The sequence below is a fragment of the Streptomyces sp. NPDC046203 genome, from assembly GCF_040646255.1.
In the GTDB taxonomy this organism is placed as follows: domain Bacteria; phylum Actinomycetota; class Actinomycetes; order Streptomycetales; family Streptomycetaceae; genus Streptomyces.
This window is the reverse complement of the sequence record NZ_JBEYZX010000041.1, coordinates 44,737-63,331: the sequence shown is the minus strand read 5'-3', so window position 1 is coordinate 63,331 and position 18,595 is coordinate 44,737. Positions and strand designations below refer to the sequence as shown.

Sequence of the window (18,595 nt, the reverse complement as noted above, 5' to 3'; positions counted from 1 at the left end):
ACGGTGTCGCCCTGCGTGTCGGTCGCGGTGGCCTGAGCGGTGTTGGTGACGGGGCAGGTGCCGCCGTGGCCGCCGCCGTAACCACCGTCCCCGCGCCCGCTGTTCCGGCCGCCGCGCGGGCCGCACGCCGCATCCGCCTCGGTGACGACGTACGTACCCCGGCAGGTCGTGCTCTCCCCGGGCGCGAGGGTGGCGGCTTCGCAGTCGACGTCCGCCACTCGGTCGTCCGTGACGGCCACCGAACCGAGCGCGGATTCACCGGAGTTGGTGACGGTGTACGCGTACTCCACCGTGTCCCCGACCTCGAACGGCCCGGTGGACACGACCTGCTTGGCCAGGTGGAGCGCACCGGCCGGCGCCTGCTCGATGGTCACCGTGACCGGCTCGGAGGCGGAAGCGGGGCAGGTGTCGTCGCCCTCGTAGTGCGCGGTGATCGTGTGTGCGCCCAGCGGCAGCGCCGAGGTCGTCAGGATCGCCTCGCCGCTCGCGTCCAGCGGGGCCGTACCGATCGGGAGGCCGTCACTGAAGAAGGCGACGTCTCCGGTCGGGGTGTCGACGTTGCAGGTGACGTGCGCGGTGAGGGTGACCGGGGCGCCCGGCGCGGCCGTGGTCGGGGACGCGGTGAGGGTGGTGGTGCTGGCGGCCGCGTCGGCCAGGGCCAGGCTGTGCAGCTCGCCCGCCGCGAGGGCGGTCACCTGGAGTCCGGCGGGGACGAGCGTCTCGACCGGGGTGTCGGTGGAGGCCATGGCGCCGTTCCCCAGCTGCCCGTTGAGGCCGTACCCGAAGGCGAGGACGTGGTTGCCGGACGTCAGCACCAGGCTGTGGTAGTAGCCCGCGGCGACGGACACGACCCGGGTTCCGGCGGGGATGAGGGTCTCGACCGGGGTGCGGCGGTCGACGGTGGTGCCGTCGCCCAGTTGCCCCCAGGCGTTCCATCCCCAGGCGAGCACACCGCCCTCGGACGTCAGGGCCAGCGTGTGCCCGTTCCCCGCGGAGAGGGCGGTGACCTCGGTGCCGGCGGGGATGAGGGTCTCGACCGGGGTGGTCGAGCTGAAGACGAAGGTGCCGTCGCCCAACTGCCCCGAGTTGTTGCTGCCCCAGGCCAGGACCCGGCCGTCGGAGGTCAGCACCACGCTGTGCGAGTACCCCGCGGTGAAGTCGGTGACCCGGGTTCCGGCGGGCAGGTCCACGGCGACCGGGGTGGTGCGGTTGGTGTGGGTGCCGTCGCCCAGCTGACCGGCGGAGTTCGACCCCCAGGCCAGGAACCGGCCGTCGGCCGTCGTCGCCAGCGTGTGATTCGCTCCCGTGGTGAGGGCGGTGATCTCGGTGCCCGCCGGGATGTCCGCGTACACCGGGGTGAGGTGGCTGGTCGTGGTGCCGTCGCCGAGCTGTCCGTACTGGTTGTCGCCCCAGCCGAGGACGCGGCCGTCGGAGGTCAGCGCCAGGCCGAAGTTGGTGCCCGCCGAGATGGCGGTGATCCGGACATCGGCGGGCAGGTCCACCGGGACCGGGAGGGGCCTGCGGGTGGTGGTGCCGTCGCCGAGCTGTCCGAGATCGTTGTTGCCCCAGGCCAGGACCCGGCCGTCGGAGGTCAGCCCCAGCGTGAAGCGGCCGCCACCCTTGAGGGAGGTGAGCCGGACTCCGGCGGGCAGCTCGACCCGGACGGGCCGGTCGCGGTCGGTCGTGGTGCCGTCGCCGAGTTGCCCGGACTCGTTCCACCCCCAGGCCAGGGCGATGTCGGTGGGGGCGACCGGCGAGGGGACGCGGGTACGCGCGGGCGGTGCGGCGGCGCTCGCGGGCGGTGCGGCGAACCCCGCCAGACAGAGGGCGGCGGCCAGCGCCGCGAGCAGAGCGCGCAGCAGGGCCCGCGTCCGCCCGTCACCCGGACGGGATCTCATCACATACGAGGGAAGTGTCACGGTCCCTTCTCTCGTACGGGCGTACGCGACGTCCCGCGCCACTCCCCGGCATCACTCGCGCGCCGTCCGGAACCACCCGCCCGGCTCCCGCCCGGCTCCCGTCCGGCTCCTGCCCGGTTCCGTCCGGCTCCTGTCCGGACAGGCCCGTGCCCCGCCCGGGAGGGTGTCCGGGCGGGGCACGGAGCGGGGCACGAGGTGGGGAAGACCGGGCGGGTTACGCGGTCTTGGCCTCCTTCTTTCGGCCGTTGCCGTTGCCGTTGCCGTTGCCGTTGCCGTAGTCGGAGCCGTGGCCGTAGCCGCCGCCTCCGCCCGAGGTCACCTGGATGGTGGCGGTGGCGGTGTTGCTGGTGATCGTGTCGCCCCGGGTGTCGGTCGCGGCGGCCTCAGCGGTGTTGGTGACGGGGCAGGTGCCGCCGTGCCCACCGCCGTAACCGCCGTTCCCGCGCCCGTTGCTCCCGCTGTCGCGCGGGCCACAGACCGCGTCCGCCTCGGTGACGACGTACGTACCCCGGCAGGTCGTGTGCTCCCCGGGCGCGAGACTGGTCGCCTCGCAGTCCACATCTGCCACCCGGTCGTCCGTGACGGCCACCGAACTGAGCGGTGCCTCACCGGTGTTGGTGACGGTGTACGTGTACTGCACCGTGTCGCCGACCTCGAACGGCCCAGTGGACACCGGCTCCTTGGTCAGGCCGAGAGAGGCGCCCGGTTCCGGCGCCAGGACGGTCACGGTGACCGGCTCGGAGACCGAGGCGGGGCAGGTGCCGTCGCCCTCGTAGTGCGCGGTGATCGTGTGGTTCCCTGGGGCGAACAACATGGCGGTGAGGGTCGCGCTGCCGCTCGCGTCCAGCGTTCCCGTCCCGATCGGGTCGGTGCCGTCGTAGAAGACCACCTCCCCGGTGGGGGTGCCGGCGCTGCAGATGACGTCGGCGGTCAACGTGACGTCCTGACCGGGCTGGATCACGCCCGGGGAGGCCGTGAGCGTGGTCATGCTCTGCGCCCGTACGGCCAGGGCCAGGCTGTGGAGGGTGCCGGCGGCGATGGCCGTGGCGTGGAGGCCGGCGGGCAGGTGCACGGCGACCGGCGTGAGGCGGTCGGTGGTGGTGCCGTCGCCGACCTCTCCGCGGCTGTTCAGACCCCAGGCGAAGATGCGGCCGTCGGAGGTCAGCGCCAGGCTGTGGAAGTTCCCCGCCGCGATGGCGACGGCATCGGCGCCGGCGGGCAGTTGCGTCCGGACCGGCTCGTTGCGCTGGGTGGTGGTGCCGTCCCCGAGGCCCCCGAACGTGTTGTCGCCCCAGGCGTAGACGCGCCCGTCGGTGGTCATCAGCAGACTGTGGATCGCCCCGGCGGTGAGGGCGGCGATCCCGGAACCGGCGGGGAGGATCTGGACCGGGGTGTGGCGGTCGGTCGTGGTGCCGTCGCCCAGCTGACCGGATCCGTTCAGGCCCCAGGCGTAGACGCTGCCGGTGGAGGTCAGCGCCAGACTGTGACCGGCGCCGGCGGCGAGGTCGGTGACCTGGGTTCCGGCGGGGAGGGACGCCTCGGTCGGGGTGATGCTGTCGAGGGTGGTGCCGTTGCCCAGCTGCCCGTACCGGTTGAGACCCCAGCCGAGGACGTGGCCGTCGGAGGTCGCCGCCAGACTGAACTCGCCGTTGTCGCCGGCGGCGACGGCGGTGATCGTGGTGCCGGCGGGCAGGTCCACCGGGACCGGGGTGGCGCGGTCGGTGGTGGTGCCGTCGCCGAGCTGCCCGTACGCGTTCCATCCCCAGGCGTAGACACGGCCGTCGGCCGTCAGCGCCAGCGTGTGGTTGCTGCCCGACGCGAGGGCGGTGACGTGGACGCCGGCGGGCAGGTCGACCTCGACCGGGGTGAGGCTGCTGGTGGTGGTGCCGTCGCCGAGCTGCCCGTAGTTGTTGATGCCCCAGGCGTAGACGCCGCCGTCGGCGGTCAGACCCAGGCTGAACCCGTGTCCGGCGGAGAGAGCGGTGAGCTGGACACCGGCGGGCAGGTCCACCGGGGTCGGGGTGAGGCGGTCGGTGGTGGTGCCGTCGCCCAGCGCCCCGACCTCGTTCCACCCCCAGCCCAGGGCGATGTCGGTCGGCGGGGACTGCGCGCTCGCGGGCGCGGCGGCGAGTCCGGTCAGGCACAGGGCGGTGACCAGGGCCGCCACCAGCGCGCGCAGCGGGGTCGGCGCGCGACCCCCGCCCCGACGGGATCGCTTCGCATACGAGGGAAGTTTCACCCCTCCCTTCTCCCGTACCCGTGAACGCGCCTTACTCGCGCCACTCTGCGGTCTCACCCGGCCGCCGCCCCGGAACCACCCGCTCGGCCGCTGCCGGTGACCCACCGCGCCCCGCCCTGGAGGTAGGCCCGGGGCGGGGCGCGGAGTGGGGAAGGTCGGGCGGGTTAAGCGGTCTTGGCCTCCTTCTTCCGGCCGTTGCCGTAAGCGGAGCCGTAACCGTCGTGATCGCCGTTCCCGCCCGAGGTCACCTGGATGGTGGCGGTGGCGGTGTTGCTGGTGATCGTCTCGCCCTCGACGCCGAGAGCGGTCGCGGTGGCGGTGTTGGTGACGGGACAGGTGGTGCCGTGGTCGCCGTAACCACCGTTCCCGCGCCCGTTGTCCCCGCGCCCGTTGCCACCGCTGCCCCGCGGTCCGCACACGGCGTCCGCCTCGGTGACGGTGTACGTACCCCGGCAGGTCGTGCTCTCGCCGGGCGCGAGGACGGTGGCTTCGCAGTCCACGTCCGCCACCCGGTCGTCCGTGACCGTCACCGGACTGAGCGCGAGGTCACCGGTGTTGGTGACGGTGTACGTGTAGTCGACGGTGTCCCCGACCCCGAACGGCCCGGCGGACGTGGCGTGCTTGGTCAGGTGGAGCGCGCCGACCGGTACCGGCGGCCCCTGGATCGTCACGGTGACCGGCTCGGAGACGGAGGCGGGGCAGTCCTCGTCGCCCGCGTACCGGGCGGTGATCGTACGGTCCCCCGCGGGCAGCGACGTGGTGGTGAGGGCGGCGTCGCCGTTCGCGTCCAGCGGGGCCGTACCGATCGGGTCGGTGCCGTCGTAGAAGACCACGTCCCCGGTCGCGGTGCCGGTGTTGCAGGTGACGTGCGCGGTGAGGGTGACTTCCTCGCCGGGCAGGGCAGTGGTGGGGGAGGCCGTCAGGGTGGTGGTGCTCGTCGACGCCGTCACCAGGGCCAGGCTGTGCCAGCCGCCCGCCGCGATGAAGGTGGCGTGCGTGCCGGCGGGGAGGAGCGTCCGGACCGGGGTGTTGCGCTGGGTGAGGTCGGTGCTGCCGTCGCCCACCTGCCCGCTGCCGTCGAGCCCCCAGGCGTAGACGCGGCCGGCGGAGGTCAGCGCGAGGGTGTGATAGCCGCCCGCGGCGATGGCGGTGAACCGGAGGCCGGCCGGAAGGGCCGTGCCGCCCGGCGTCGGGCGGTTGAAGACGGTGGTGCCGTCACCGAGCTGACCCCAGATGTTGATGCCCCAGGTGAGGACGTGGCCGTCCGTCGTCAGCGCCACGCTGTGTCCGGTTCCCGCGGAGAGGGCGGCGATCTCGGTGCCGGCGGGCAGGTCCACCGGGACCGGGGCGTGGCGGTCGGTGGTGGTGCCGTCCCCGACCTGGCCCCAGGCGTTGCTTCCCCAGCCCAGGACGTGGCCGTCGGAGGTCAGCGCCAGGCTGTAGTAGCCGCCCGCGACGATGGCGACGATGTCGGTACCGGCCGGGATGAGCGTCTGGACCGGCGTGGGGTTGGGGGCGAAGTTGGCGGCGCCGTTGCCGAGTTGGCCGGTCGAGTTGAGGCCCCAGGCGAGGACGCGGCCGTCGGTCGTCAGGGCCAGACTGTGGTTGCCGCGCGCCGCGATGGCCTTGATCTCGGTGCCGGCGGGCAGGTCCACCGGGACCGGCGTGTGGCGGTCGATCGTGGTGCCGTCCCCGACCTGGCCCTCCCGGTTCCACCCCCAGGCGAAGAGGTGGTTGTCGGTCGTCAGCGCCAGGTTGTGGAAGTGCCCCGCCGCGATGGCCTTGATGTGCGTGCCGGCGGGGAAGTCGACGGGGCCCGGGACGCTGCGGTTGGTGGTGGTGCCGTCGCCCAGCTGCCCGTACTCGTTGTCGCCCCAGGAAAGGACGCGGTTGTCGGAGGTCAGCCCGAGAGTGAAGGTGTTGCCGCCGGAGAGGGCGACGAGCTGGACACCGGCGGGCAGGTCCACCGGCACCGGGACGTTGCTGCTGGTCGTGGTGCCGTCGCCCAGCCGCCCGAAGTCGTTGTCACCCCAGGCGACGGCGGTGGGGTCGGTCGCGGAAGCCGCGCTCGCGGGCGGCGCGGCGAGGCCGGTGAGTCCGGTGAGTCCGGCGAGGAAGAGGGCGGCGAAGAGGGCCGTGGTCAGGGTGCGCAGAGTGGTACGCAGCAGGGTCCGCGCTCGGCCCCCACCACCCGTACGGGATCTCGTCGCGGAGGAGGGAAGTGTCACGGTGCCCCTTATGTCCCATAGGGGTGCTCGCGCCCCGCGCCGGGGCGGGATTCCACTCGGTCGGCGGGTTACGCGGGCCCGGCTTCACCCTCGTGGCGGTACTCGGCCGTCTTCGGCGAGGCAGTCGTCCCGAGGGCGGTGTAAAGAGACGCGTGCCCCGCTCCGGGGTGTCCGGAGCGGGGCACGCGGTGGGGGGATGGGCCGGGCGGGTTACGCGGCCTTGGCCTCCTTCTTCCGGCCGTTGCCGTTGCCGTAGTCGGAGCCGTGGCCGTAGCCACCGGAGCCGTAGCCGTCGTGGCCGCCGTTCCCGTTGCTCACCTGGATGGTGGCCGTGGCGGTGTTGCTGGTGATCGTCTCGCCCTCGACGCCGAGCGCGGAAGCGATGGCGGAGTTGGTGACCGGGCAGGTGCCGCCGTGCCCACCGCCGTAACCGCCGTCCCTGCGCCCGCCGTTCCCGCTGCCGCGCGGGCCGCACGTGGCATCGGCCTCGGTGACGACGTAGCTGCCGTGGCAGGTGGTGTGCTCGCCGGGCGCGAGGACGGTCGCGTCACAGTCCACATCCGCCACCAGGTCGTCCGCGACCGTCACCGGACTCAGCGTGATCCCACCGGTGTTGGTGACGGTGTACGTGTACTCCACGGTGTCCCCGGCCTCGAACGGCCCGGTGGAAACCGCCTCCTTGGTCAGACCGAGGGCAGCGCCCGGTTCCGGCGCCAGGACGGTCACGGTGACCGGCTCGGAGACGGAGGCGGGGCAGGTGCCGTCGCCCTCGTAGTGGGCGGTGATCGTACTGTTCCCCGAGGGCAGTGAGGTGGTGGTCAGGGTGGCGTCGCCGCTCGCGTCCAGCGTTCCCGTCCCGATCGGGTCGGAGCCGTCGTAGAAGACGACGTTCCCGGTCGGCGTCCCCACGTCGCAGGTGACGTGCGCGGTGAACGTGACCTCCTCACCGAGCCTGGAGACCATGGGGGAAGCGGTGAGCGTGGTCGTGCTCTCTGCCTCCGCCGCCAGGGCCAGGCTGTGCCAGGCGCCCGCGCTGATGGCGGTGGCGTGGATGCCGGCGGGCAGGTTCACCGGGCCCGGGACGCTGCGGTTGGTGGTGGTGCCGTCGCCCAGCTGTCCCGAACTGTTGTCGCCCGAGGTGTAGATGACGCCGGTGGACGCCAGCCACATGCTGTGGTGGGCGCCCGCGGCGACGGCGGTGACCCGGGTGCCCGCGGGCAGGTCCGGCTCGATCGGCGTGGCGCGGCTGGCGGTGGTGGTGCCGTCGCCGAGCTGTCCGGACGAGTCGGCGCCCCAGCCCAGGGCGTGGCCGTCGGAGGTGACCGCCAGACTGTGGTTGCCGCTGGTCGCCGCGTCGATGGCGGTGACCCGGGTGCCCGCGGGCAGAAGCGTCTCGACCGGGGTGGGGGTGGGGAAGAAGTTGTACATGCCGTCCCCCAGCTGGCCGTTGTAGTCGGCGCCCCAGGCCAGGACGCGGCCGTCCGAGGTCAGCGCCAGGCTGTGGCTGTCACCGGCGGCGACGGCGGTGGCCTCGGTCCCGGCGGGCAGGTCCGTCTCGACCGGGGTGGGGTTGGGATCGACGCCGGTGGTGCCGTTGCCGAGCTGCCCCCAGTAGTTGTAGCCCCAGGCGAAGACACGGCCGTCGGAGGTCACCGCCAGGCTGTGGTACCGGCCCGCGGCGATGGCGGTGGCCTGGACACCGGCCGGAAGGAGCGCTTCGGCCGGCGTCGGGTGGGGGTCGTTGTCGGCGGTGCCGATCCCCAGTTGCCCGGAGTCGTTCCACCCCCAGGCGTAGACATGGCCGTCGGAGGTCACCGCCAGGCTGTGGTTGGTGCCGGCGGAGATGGCGGTGGCGCGGGTGCCGGCGGGCAGGTGGACCTCGACCGGGCTGGTGCGGGTGGTGGTGGTGCCGTCGCCCAGTTGCCCGGACGAGTTGAAGCCCCAGGCGTAGACGTGGCCGTCGGAGGACAGCCCGAGGCTGAACTGGTGGCCGCCGGAGACGTCCGTCAGCTTGACGCCCGCCGGGAGGTCCACGTCGACCGGCGTGGGGTTGGGGTCGTTGCCGCTCTCCGTTCCGTTGCCCAGCTCCCCGGTGTAGTTGCTGCCCCAGGCCAGGGCGGTGTCGGTCGGCGGGGACTGCCGGGCGCTCGCGGGCGGGGCGGCGAGTCCGGTCAGACAGAGGGCGGCGAAGACGGATGCGGCCAGGGTGCGCAGAGCGGTACGCGGCAGAGTCCGCGCCCGTTCCCCGGAACCCGTACGGGATCTCGTCGCGGAGGAGGGAAGTGTCACGGCGTCCCTTATGACCCTTAGGGGTGCTCGCGCCCCGCGCCGGGGCGCGATTCCACCCGGTCGGCGGGTTACGGGGGCCCGGCTTCACTCTCGTGGCCGTGTCCGGCCGGCTTCGGGGATGCGGTCGCTTCAGGGGCGGTGTAGAGAGACGCGTGCCCCGCTCCGAGGGGTACGGAGCGGGGCACGCGAGGAAGAGGAAGGGGACGAGGTCCCGAAGGGTTACGCGCTCTTCGTCGCCTTCTTCCCTCGGCCGTAGCCCGAGCCGTAACCCGAACCCGAACCCGAGCCGGGACCGTAACCGTCGTGGCCGTCGTCCCCGCCCGAGCTCACCCCGATCGTGGCACCGGCGGTGTTGCTGGTGACGTGCGCGCCCAGCGGGTCGGTCGCCGTCGCGTGGGCGGTGTTGGTGACGAGGCAGACCGTGCCGCCGCCCCCGCCACCGTTGCCGCCGCCGTATCCCTCATTCCCGTCCCGGCGCCCGCTCCCCTTGCCCCCGCGCGGCCCGCACGCGGCATCGGCCTCGGTCACGGTGTAGCTGCCCCGGCAGGTCGCGCTCTCCCCGCGCCCGAGGGTGGTGTCGTCGCAGGTGACGGAGTGGACCAGGTTGTCGGTGACCGTCACCCCGTGCAGGGCGGTCTCACCCGTGTTGATGACGGTGTACGTGTAGTGCGCCGTGTCCCCGACCTGGAACGGACCGGTCGACTCCGCCCGCTTCGACAGCGAGAGCCCGGGCACCTCCGGCTGGGTCAGCACGACGATCGCGGCGATCGCATGCGGGCTGGAGTACTCGAAGCCGTCCGGGGCCGTGGCCCGGACCTGCGCCAGGTTGACCACCTCGCAGCCGCCCGCCACCGGCGCGTGGCACGGCCTGATGCTCGCCTCGGTCACGGTGTAGCTGCCCCGGCAGGTCGTGCTCTCGCCGGGCTGGAGCGTGGTGGCGTCACAGGTGACGGTCGGGATCAGGGAGTCCGTGACGGTCACGTCGTGCAGCGTGGTGTTGCCGGAATCCGTGACCGTGTACGTGTAGTGGACGGTGTCCCCTACATGGAACGGCCCGGTGGACGCCACCTGCTTGGTCAGCCTGATCGACGGGGCCGGTGCCTCCTCGATCGTCACCGTGACCGGCTCGGAGACCGAGGGCGGACAGGTGCCGTCGCCCAGGTAGTGGGCGGTGATCGAGTGCGTGCCCACGGCCAGATCGAAGACCCAGGTGTACGCGTAGCCGCTGGCGTTGACGGCGACGGTGTCGATCGGGGTGCTGCCGTCGTAGAAGACGACGTCCCCGGTCGGCGTCCCGGCGTTGCAGGTCACCTGCGAACTGAGGACGACCCGGCGCCCCGGGGTCGACGTGGTCGGGTTGGCGGTGAGGGTGGTCTGGCTCTCGGCCGCCACCTCCTCGGCCAGGGCCAGGGTGAACTCGCCGCCGGCCGCGATGGCCGTGGCCCGGCGGAGGGCGGGCAGGTGCGTCCGGACCGGGGTGAGGGTGAAGGTGGGGGTGGTGCCGATGCCCAGCTGGCCCGCCGTGTTGAACCCCGTGGAGTAGACGCTCCCGTCGGACGTCAGCACCACGCTGTGGTAGCGGGAGGCGGTGATGGCGGTGGCCCGGGTGCCGGGCGGAAGGTGCATCGGGACCGGGGTGAGGCGGTTGGTCGACGTACCGACGCCCAGGTTGCCGAAGCTGCCGTTGCCCCAGACGAGAACGCCGCCGTCGGCGGTCAGCGCCATGCTGTGCTCGCCGCCGGCGGCGATGGCGGCGATGTCGGTGCCGGCCGGCAGGTCCACGTAGCCCGGGGTCGGGTCGCTGTCGGTGGTGCCGTTGCCGAGCTGCCCGTACTCGTTGCTGCCCCAGGCGAGCAGCCGGTTGTCATCGGTCAGCGCCAGGCCGTGGATGCCGCCGTAGGAGATGGCGGTGGCGCGTGTGCCCGCGGGGAGGTGGACCTCCTCCGGGAGAGTGTGACGGATGAAGTCGACCGTACCGATGCCCAGTTGACCGTAGTTGTTGCTGCCCCAGGTGAAGACACGGCCGTCGGAGGCCAGCGCCATGCTCTCCGAACCGTTCTCGGAGGCGGCGATGGCGGTGACCTCGACGCCGTCGGGCAGGTGCACCTCGACCGGCGAGTTGCGCTGGGTGGTGGTGCCGTCCCCGAGCTCTCCCTGGGAGTTGAACCCCCAGGCGAAGAGCCGGCCGTCGTCGAGCAGGGCCAGACTGTGCGCGAATCCGGCGGCGATGGCGGTCACCCGGCTGCCGGCGGGCAGATGCGCCTCGACCGGGGTGCCGCTGTTGGTGATGGTGCCGACGCCGAGCTGTCCGCGGACGTTCCAACCCCAGGTGAGGAGACGGCCGTTGGAGGTCACTCCCATGCCGTGGAAGTAGCCGGCGGTGATGTCGGTGAGCCGGGTACCGGCGGGCAGGTCCACGGGGCCCGGCAGATAGCTCCGTTCGGTGGTGCCGTTGCCGAGCTGCCCGTAGTTGTTGTCCCCCCAGGACAGGGCGATGTCGGTCGGCGGGACCGGTGAGGGGACCGCCGCGCTCGCGGGCGGTGCGGCGAACCCGGCCAGACAGAGTGCGGTGGCCAGGGTGGCGATCAGGGTACGCAGCAGGGCGGCGAGCAGGGTACGTGGCAGGGTCCGCGCCCGGCCCTCGCCGCCCGCACCACCCTCGCCGCGGGTACGGGGTCGCATCACGTATACGGGAAGTGTCACGGCGTCCCTCATTTCCCGCCCCGCCCCGCACGCCCCGCGCCGGGGCGGGATTCCACCCGGTCGGCGGGTTAGGTGGGCCGCGCTTCACTCCGTCGGCCGTGTCCGGCGCGGCGGTCGTCCCGGGGGAGGTGTAGAGAGACGGGTGCCCCGCCCCGGGGTGCCGGGAGCGGGGCACGGGAGGGGTTACGCGGTCTTCGCGCCCTCCTTCCGGCCTCGGCCGTGGTCGTAGCCGGAGCCGTAGCCACCGGAGCCGTAACCGTCGTGGCCGCCGTCCCCGCCGGAGGTCACCCGGATGGTGGCGGTGGCGGTGTTGCTGGTGACCGTGTCGCCCTGCGGGTCGGTCGCGGTGGCGTGCGCGGTGTTGGTGACGGGGCAGGTGGTGCCGTGGCCGCCGTAACCACCGTCGCCGCCACCACGCGTGCAAGTGGCGTCGTCCTCGGTGACGGTGTACGTCCCGTGGCAGGTGGTGCTCGCCCCGGGCGCGAGGGTGGTGGCCTCGCAGTCGACGTCCGTCACCAGGTTGTCGGTGACGGTCACCGAACTGAGCGCCGAATCACCGGTGTTGGTGACGGTGTACGCGTACTCCACCGTGTCCCCGACCTCGAACGGCCCGCTGAACGTGGCCTGCTTCGTCAGGTGCAGCGCACCGGCCTGCGCCTCCTCGACGGTCACCGTGACCGGCTCGGAGACCGAGGCGGGGCAGGTGCCGTCGCCTTCGTAGTGCGCGGTGATCGTACGGGTGCCGAGCGGCAGCGTCGAGGTCGTGACGGTGGCGTTGCCGCTCGCGTCCAGCGTTCCCGTACCGATCGGGGTGGTGCCGTCGTAGAAGACGACGTTCCCGGTCGGGGGCGCCGTGTCGCAGGTGACGTGCGCGGTCAGGGTGACCGGCGCCCCGAGGGTGGCGGTGGTCGGGTGGGCGGTGAGGGTGGTGTGGCTCGTCGCCCGCACGACCGGCGCCAGGCTGTGCGCGGCGCCGGCGGCGATGGCGGTGGCCCGGTCACCGGCCGGGAGGTGCGTGTAGACCGGGGTGGTGCGGTTGGTGGTGGTGCCGTCCCCCAACTCGCCGTAATAGTTGCCGCCCCAGGCGAGGATGCGGCCGTCGGAGGTCAGCGCCAGCCCTTGCGGGCCGCCCGCGGCGAGGGCGGTGATCTGGATGTCGGCGGGCAGGAGTGTCTGGACCGGGGTGGTGCGGTCGGTGGTGGTGCCGTCCCCCAGCTGTCCTGCGGAGTTCTGCCCCCAGGCGAGGACGTGGTCGTCGGACGTCAGCGCCAGGCTCTGGTAGTCGCCTGCGGCGAGGGCGGTGATCTGGGTGTCGGCGGGCAGGAGCGTGTACACCGGGGTGTTGCGCTGGGTGGTGGTGCCGTCCCCCAGCTGACCGAGGTAGTTGGAGCCCCAGGCGAGGACACGGCCGTCGGAGGTCAGCGCCAGACTGTGCGAGCCGCCCGCGGCGATGGCGGTGGCCTGGGTGCCGGCGGGAAGGTGCGCCTCGATCGGTGTGGGGTTGGGGTCGATGCCGGTGGAGGTACCGTTCCCCAGCTGCCCGAGGATGTTGATGCCCCAGGCCAGGACGCGGCCGTCGGACGTCAGCGCCAGACTGAAATAGCCGGTGTGACTGGCGGAGACGGCGGTGATCTCGGCGCCGGCGGGCAGGTCCACCTCGACCGGCGTGGTGCGGTTGGTGGTGGTGCCGTCCCCCAACTGACCGTAATCGTTCCAGCCCCAGGCGAGGACACGGCCGTCGGACGTCAGGCCCAGGCTGTGCCCGTATCCGGCGGCGATGGCGGTGATCTGGGTGCCGGCGGGGAGGGACACCTCGACCGGCGTGGTGCTGTCGGTGGTGGTGCCGTTCCCCAACTGCCCGAAGACGTTGTACCCCCAGGCCAGGACATGGCCGTCGGAGGTCAGGCCCAGGCTGTGCCCGTATCCCGCGGCGACGGCGGTGAGCCGGGTGCCGGCGGGCAGGTCCACCCCGACCGGCGTGGTGCGATTCGTGGTGGTGCCATCCCCCAGCTGGCCGAACTCGTTGAGTCCCCAGGACAGGGCGATGCCGGTCGGCGGGGGCTGCTGCGCGTGCGCGGGTGGCGCGGCGAGCCCGGTCAGACACAGGACCGCGACGGCGAAGGTGGCCACCACTGCCGTCAGAGCGGCGCGCGCACGACTGCCCGCGCGTGCCGCCGGTGAAAACGGAGATGATCTCATGGCATGTGTCTACGGACACCCGGCGAGACCGTCCGGGCAACACCCCGGCCCGCTGCCCGAAACCCCCCGGTCGGCGTCGGCCGTGTGACGCTCGCGAGGAGCGGATTGGCACCCGGGGCAAGGTCCGGCCCGGCGGTTCGGGGAAGCCGACCCCTCCGCGTGGCAACGTGCTCAGGGTGAGTGGGCAATTCGGCCGACCGCCGACCGCCGACCGCCGGCCTGCCTGGCACGGTTACGGGGGTGGGGGCAGCCCCCGCCCGTTCACGCCCTCACGCGGAGGAGGGCGACCCGGCGGCCCCGGCGGACCCGGCGGACCCGCCGGACCGGCGTCCCGTCGCGGAGGCGAAGCCGAGCCAGGTGTGCCGGTTGCCCGCCCAACACCAGCCGACCTTGGGGGCGTTGCGGCGCTCGCGGCCGTCGCGGCCGGTGCCGTTGCTGATCCAGAGGGCCGGGGTACGGGCGTCCAGGGCGCCGTTGGGTTTGCGGAGCCGGGAACCGATGGTCATGAAGCAGTGGTTGCGGTCCAGGGCGGCGGGCTGGTGCAGGAGCCAGTGGATGCCCTCGGTGAGCAGCAGCGGGGTGCGGTCTTCCCTGGTGAGGGCGGGCAGCGCTTCGTCCGGGCTCCAGTTGGCCAGGTGGTCGCCCCGGTCGAGACCGGTGAGGAGGTAGAGCGGGGTGTCGGGCAGGGCGATGGTGTCGAGCGGGGAGAAGAGGTCGACGTCGGTCATGTCGGTGACGACGAACCCGGGCTTGTCGTCCCGGCGCAGCAGCGGCGCCAGGGCGGAGGCGGGGGCGAGGTCCGGGTGGACGGCGAGCAGGGCGTCGGCGCGGCCGGTGGTGGTGGCGGCTGCGGCGAAGGCGCGGAGTGCGGCGGCGGACAGCCCCGCGGACGCGTGCACCCCCAGCTCGATCAGGCGCTCGGCCTGCGCGCCGAGGGTGGGCAGGGCCGGAAGGGCGGGCAGGGCGGCGGAGGCAGGGGCGGAGTGGGTGGCGTGGGTGGCGGGGGTTGCTTCGGACACGTTGCTCCCGGAGGTTGCGGCGTGGACGGGCCCCCGGCCAACGAAGCGGGCCGCCGGGTGGTTCCCCTGTCACGGGGAAGGCGGCGCGTGCAGCGCACGGCGGCCAAGAGCGGAGGCCGTTTCCGAAGTCTGCCCGTGATTGGCCAGAACACGATGACTAAAGAGTCTCGTTCCCGTCTGTATGCATCCCTGCACTGAGCGTAGTTTTTTATTCGTCTTCACATTCTCTCCACCTCACCTCCCCTCGGGGTGCCCATGCGGAGTGCGCGTGCGGGATGAAGGTTCAACATTTGACATGTTCGCGCCAGGAAATTTTCTGGCCGGACAGCGCCGGAAGGGCAAGATCTACCGCCCTTCCACGCATGTCATGAAGCCAGCCGAGGAAGAAGGTCGATAGTCGCAATGTTCCTGAGAAAGAATCCCAAGCCGCGTGAGGTGGCTCCCGTCTCGAAGATGCGACGCCTGGGTGCCGCCGCCATGGGCCTCGCCGTCGCGGCCCTGGGGCTGGTCGTCTCGCCCCTGGCCACCGGCCCGGCGTCCGCAGCACTTGCCTGCAACACGGACGGGAATTACTGCGGAGCCCTGGAGGTCGTCAGGGGTGACGGCAGGGATTGGGCCGATGTCGCGGCGACCGGCGGAGTCGGCAGCGCCGTGCAGCTGTCGTACGATCTCGGCCGCGCGAACCACTGGATGTTCGTTCCCGCCCCCAGTGGAAACGGCACTTTCACCATTCGCCAGGCCTCCAGCGGGCTGTGCCTCGACGTCTCCGGTTCCAGTGATGCCATGCTCATGGCGACCTGTGCGGGTCAGAGTTCTCAGAACTGGTACGCCCAGCCGCTGCAGTCGATGTGGCAGGACTACGCCCAGTTCCGTATCCGGCACGTCGATGGCGACAAGTGCATGAACGCGTGGGGCGGAAGCACGTCGCCGGGCACCACGGTGGGGCTCTACCCCTGCCAGGGTTCGAGCGGCTGGAACGACCACATCACGGTCTTCAAGTACTCGGACGCCTGGAACAGCCGGGAGGTCGCGCCTCAGCTGGTCGACCAGCTGAAGTCCTGGGCCACGATGTACGCGTTGACCCAGTTCAACAACAAGTCCAGCGTCATCCCGACCGCCACCTTCGATGTGGGCACCCCGGCCCCGGCCCGGTCCGGCCCGGCCGAGGTGGTGGGCCCGCCGTCCTTCGCGGGTGCCACCGGATCGACCTACCAGTACGGCTGGTCGCAGAGCACGGGCTACACCTTCAGCAACGGCGGTTCGGTCACGGTCACCGGAACGGTCGGAACCAGCTCCACGAATCTCTCGCCCGTGGCGGCCTCGCTCTCGGTGGCCATCCAGGGGTACTGGGGAAGCCAGTGGAACACCACCACGACCCAGTCGGGTCAGGTCACGTTCAACATCCCGCCCGGCCAGGTGGGTTGGGTGGCCCGAGCTCAGCTGCTCAAGTCGATGACCGGCACCTGGAAGATCACCAACGACAAGGGTGACACCTGGCAGGGCACGGGTACCGCGACCATTCCGGCGGTCGACGGCACCGACTCCCCGAACAACTCCAGTGTGCGCTACCAGTGCACGACCAACCCGGACAATCTGACGTGGGCCGAGGCCTGCTACAAGACGGTCCCCAACGGCTACTACTACCCGCCGACTCGCCCGGCGTGATGTAGCCAAACGGGCGCGGCTTCCGCCGAGTTCTTCAGCTGTCCACGCTGAAGGCTCGTCGCGGGAGCCGCGCCTTACCTTTATGGCCGGGCTCGCTGCTCGATCAGTTCTTCTTCACGAGCTGGTCAGCGCCGTCGTATACCTGGCCGTTGATGGCATCGACCCGCCACAGGTCCGTCGTTCCGCTCGACTGGGCGTCGATGACTGGGAGTTGATCGCCTTGAGAGACGTTGACGAGCCATGTGGGACGCCACTCGCCCTCCTGCTGCACAGCCTTGAGCGTGAATGCCTTGATCGTCAGTCCGCCCGGGGTGGTGCGCCCGCGATCAGCGAACTGTTTGGCGATCCCTTCCCGAACCAGTGACTCTGCTTTCCGTGCGTCCAACTGAGGCTTGTCGAGATCCAACCGCTCTGGCCCGAGGGTCACATCCACCTGCGAGACGGTACCGACGCGGCTCACCTGAACATCCAGCATCTTGGGCATGAGAACACCGGCATCCACCCACCGCCAGCTGGTGATCCACCCAAGCAGTGCCTTCTCGCCCACCGGATACGTCTTGTGAACGGTGGCGCCCGCGCCCCACGGGTAGTGCTTGCGCATGTACGCCTGAGCAACCTCGTAGGCCGCCTCTTCTGTGGTCGGCGCCTTCGTGCCGGCGACCGGATAGCCCATCACGCTCGGCTGGTCGCTGTCCTGGAGCAGCACGTTGAAACGGTCCTTGGCCGGCCACGAAAGGGAGCCGTTCGCGAACTGCTCCGGATGGTCCTTGTCCCGGCTCAGCAGCGTGAAGGCGACATTCCGACACTGCCCTCCAGCGCAGGGCTGGTCGTATACCTGCCCCAGTCTGTAGTGGTTGCCGAAGGCCTCCTTCACCACCTGTTCCACGGCCTGCCGTTGGCTGCCATCCGCCTGCGACAGTCCCGTGCCGTCGATGTTGGTGAAGGTCATGGCCGGGTAGGCGACGCCGGCTCCGAGAAGCCCGATGCCGAGCGAGGCGAACAGAGATGCCTTGGCCGCGCCCTTCCACTTGACCGTTCCGAGCTTGAGCAGCGCGAGCAGCGCGGCGGCGATTCCGATCAGGCCGCCGAGGATGTTCATCTGCGCATCGGCACTGTCGCACACCCGGCCCAGGCCGTTCACCTCTGCCTGAACCACTTCGATGGCCAAGGGGAGGGCGACTACTCCGACGAGAGCAGGCAGTGGGCGCCTCAAGGCCATGAGCGCGAAGAAGCCAAGCGGAACCGTCATGGCGAGGTTCCACATTCCCTGGGTGGTCCGGAAGGGCTCGATCAGATCGTGATTGATGACGCATTGGCCGCTGGCCGGGCCACTGCCCATGAAGGTGACGCTGAGGACTCCGGTGACGGTGGCCGCGAGCCAGGCAGCCCATGCGCCATGGGGCATGCGGAAGCGGCGGGCGAGCAGCCAGGCAGCCGCTCCGAGGAAGAGGGCGACCAGAGCGCTTACGGCAAGGTAGCCGTAGTGATCTTGGAAGATGGCGGTAAACATGGGTGGTTCCTTGCCGAAGTCAGGTCAAACAGAGCGGCGCGGGGCCCCGCCTGAACAAAGACGGAGCCCCGCGTGCGACCGGTTCAGCAGTGGGCAGCGGGCGTCTGGTAGGTACCGGCGGAGTACGACAGGAAGCCGGTGCTGTTCAGGCACAGGTTGCTGACACCTGTCGTCCATGACTTCGTCACCGTCTGGCCCTTGCTGATGGTGAAGTAGGACGAGTAAGTGGTGGTGCCGCCACCCAGCGCCCAGCCGAGACGGACGCTCACCGCGTCGCCGCCGGACTTGTAGTAGGTGGTGGAGACCCCGGTTCCGAACGTCGGGTACAGGTCCCGCTTGCCGTGGGACAGGACGCCGTTGGACAGCGAGGTGCAGCGCAGGTTGGGGAAGCCCCCCTCGGTGTAACCCGAGGAGCTGCAGTACGAGTTGGCCGAAGCGGCTGGAGCGCTGACCAGGATAGAGCCGGCGGCGAGGGCCGCAGCGATAAGAGCAGCGTTCGTCTTGGAGCGCACACTGGTTCCTTTGCTTGAGACATGCCAAGCACCTCCTGGAGCGCGGTGGAGGTCGGATCGCGGAAGGACCCCACTTGGCGGGCCCCCTGAGGAGGACCTGCGAGAGATCGAACACTTGCCCTGCGGGGGCCATCCAGCGACACTTGCCGTAATGGCCGAAAGTGATCAATTCGCGACTTGGAGTAGTCTAAAAAATCATCAGGACCTGACGAACTAACAGGTGAGCGGCGTGAAGAGGGCGTGACGAAGCGGCCTAGCCTTCACGAGGGTGGCAGTCGTGGCAGGGGTCCGGGTGCGGCGTACGGAAGGTGT

General features: G+C 71.4%; 10 protein-coding genes. 1 reads left to right on the top strand and 9 read right to left on the bottom strand.

Translation table 11 applies throughout. From position 1 onward, the window contains the following. From ABZ990_RS24700 to ABZ990_RS24670, 7 genes are all read right to left on the bottom strand, one after another. On the bottom strand, nucleotides 1-1,898 hold a 1,898-nt coding region (locus ABZ990_RS24700; protein WP_361235502.1), incomplete at its 3' end, for an Ig-like domain repeat protein. A gap of 235 nt (nucleotides 1,899-2,133) precedes the next feature. Further along, nucleotides 2,134-4,158, bottom strand: a complete 2,025-nt coding sequence (locus ABZ990_RS24695) for an Ig-like domain repeat protein (protein ID WP_361235499.1) — start codon at nucleotides 4,156-4,158, stop codon at nucleotides 2,134-2,136. Nucleotides 4,159-4,322: 164 nt separating this feature from the next. Beyond that, nucleotides 4,323-6,386, bottom strand: a complete 2,064-nt coding sequence (locus ABZ990_RS24690; protein WP_361235496.1) for an Ig-like domain repeat protein — start codon at nucleotides 6,384-6,386, stop codon at nucleotides 4,323-4,325. 210 nt (nucleotides 6,387-6,596) lie between these two features. Further along, nucleotides 6,597-8,675, bottom strand: coding sequence for an Ig-like domain repeat protein (locus ABZ990_RS24685; protein ID WP_361235493.1), 2,079 nt, complete (start codon nucleotides 8,673-8,675; stop codon nucleotides 6,597-6,599). A gap of 219 nt (nucleotides 8,676-8,894) precedes the next feature. Further along, complete coding sequence (locus tag ABZ990_RS24680; protein WP_361235490.1) at nucleotides 8,895-11,378, bottom strand: Ig-like domain repeat protein; 2,484 nt, start codon at nucleotides 11,376-11,378, stop codon at nucleotides 8,895-8,897. 183 nt (nucleotides 11,379-11,561) lie between these two features. Continuing rightward, on the bottom strand, nucleotides 11,562-13,508 hold the full coding sequence (locus ABZ990_RS24675) for an Ig-like domain repeat protein (protein WP_361235487.1): 1,947 nt from the start codon (nucleotides 13,506-13,508) through the stop codon (nucleotides 11,562-11,564). Nucleotides 13,509-13,846: 338 nt separating this feature from the next. Beyond that, complete coding sequence (locus tag ABZ990_RS24670) at nucleotides 13,847-14,539, bottom strand: DUF5701 family protein (protein WP_361235520.1); 693 nt, start codon at nucleotides 14,537-14,539, stop codon at nucleotides 13,847-13,849. Nucleotides 14,540-15,049: 510 nt separating this feature from the next. Here ABZ990_RS24670 and ABZ990_RS24665 point away from each other — a divergent pair. Beyond that, nucleotides 15,050-16,261, top strand: coding sequence for an RICIN domain-containing protein (locus tag ABZ990_RS24665; RefSeq protein ID WP_361235484.1), 1,212 nt, complete (start codon nucleotides 15,050-15,052; stop codon nucleotides 16,259-16,261). Nucleotides 16,262-16,364: 103 nt separating this feature from the next. On the opposite strand, the gene ABZ990_RS24660 is transcribed toward ABZ990_RS24665, so the two are convergent. After that, nucleotides 16,365-17,771 (bottom strand): VanZ family protein, encoded by a 1,407-nt coding sequence (locus ABZ990_RS24660; RefSeq protein ID WP_361235481.1) that lies wholly within the window; start codon nucleotides 17,769-17,771, stop codon nucleotides 16,365-16,367. 83 nt (nucleotides 17,772-17,854) lie between these two features. Beyond that, entirely contained in the window at nucleotides 17,855-18,283 is a 429-nt protein-coding gene (locus ABZ990_RS24655; RefSeq protein WP_361235479.1) for a hypothetical protein, read from the bottom strand. Nucleotides 18,284-18,595: the final 312 nt, after the last annotated feature.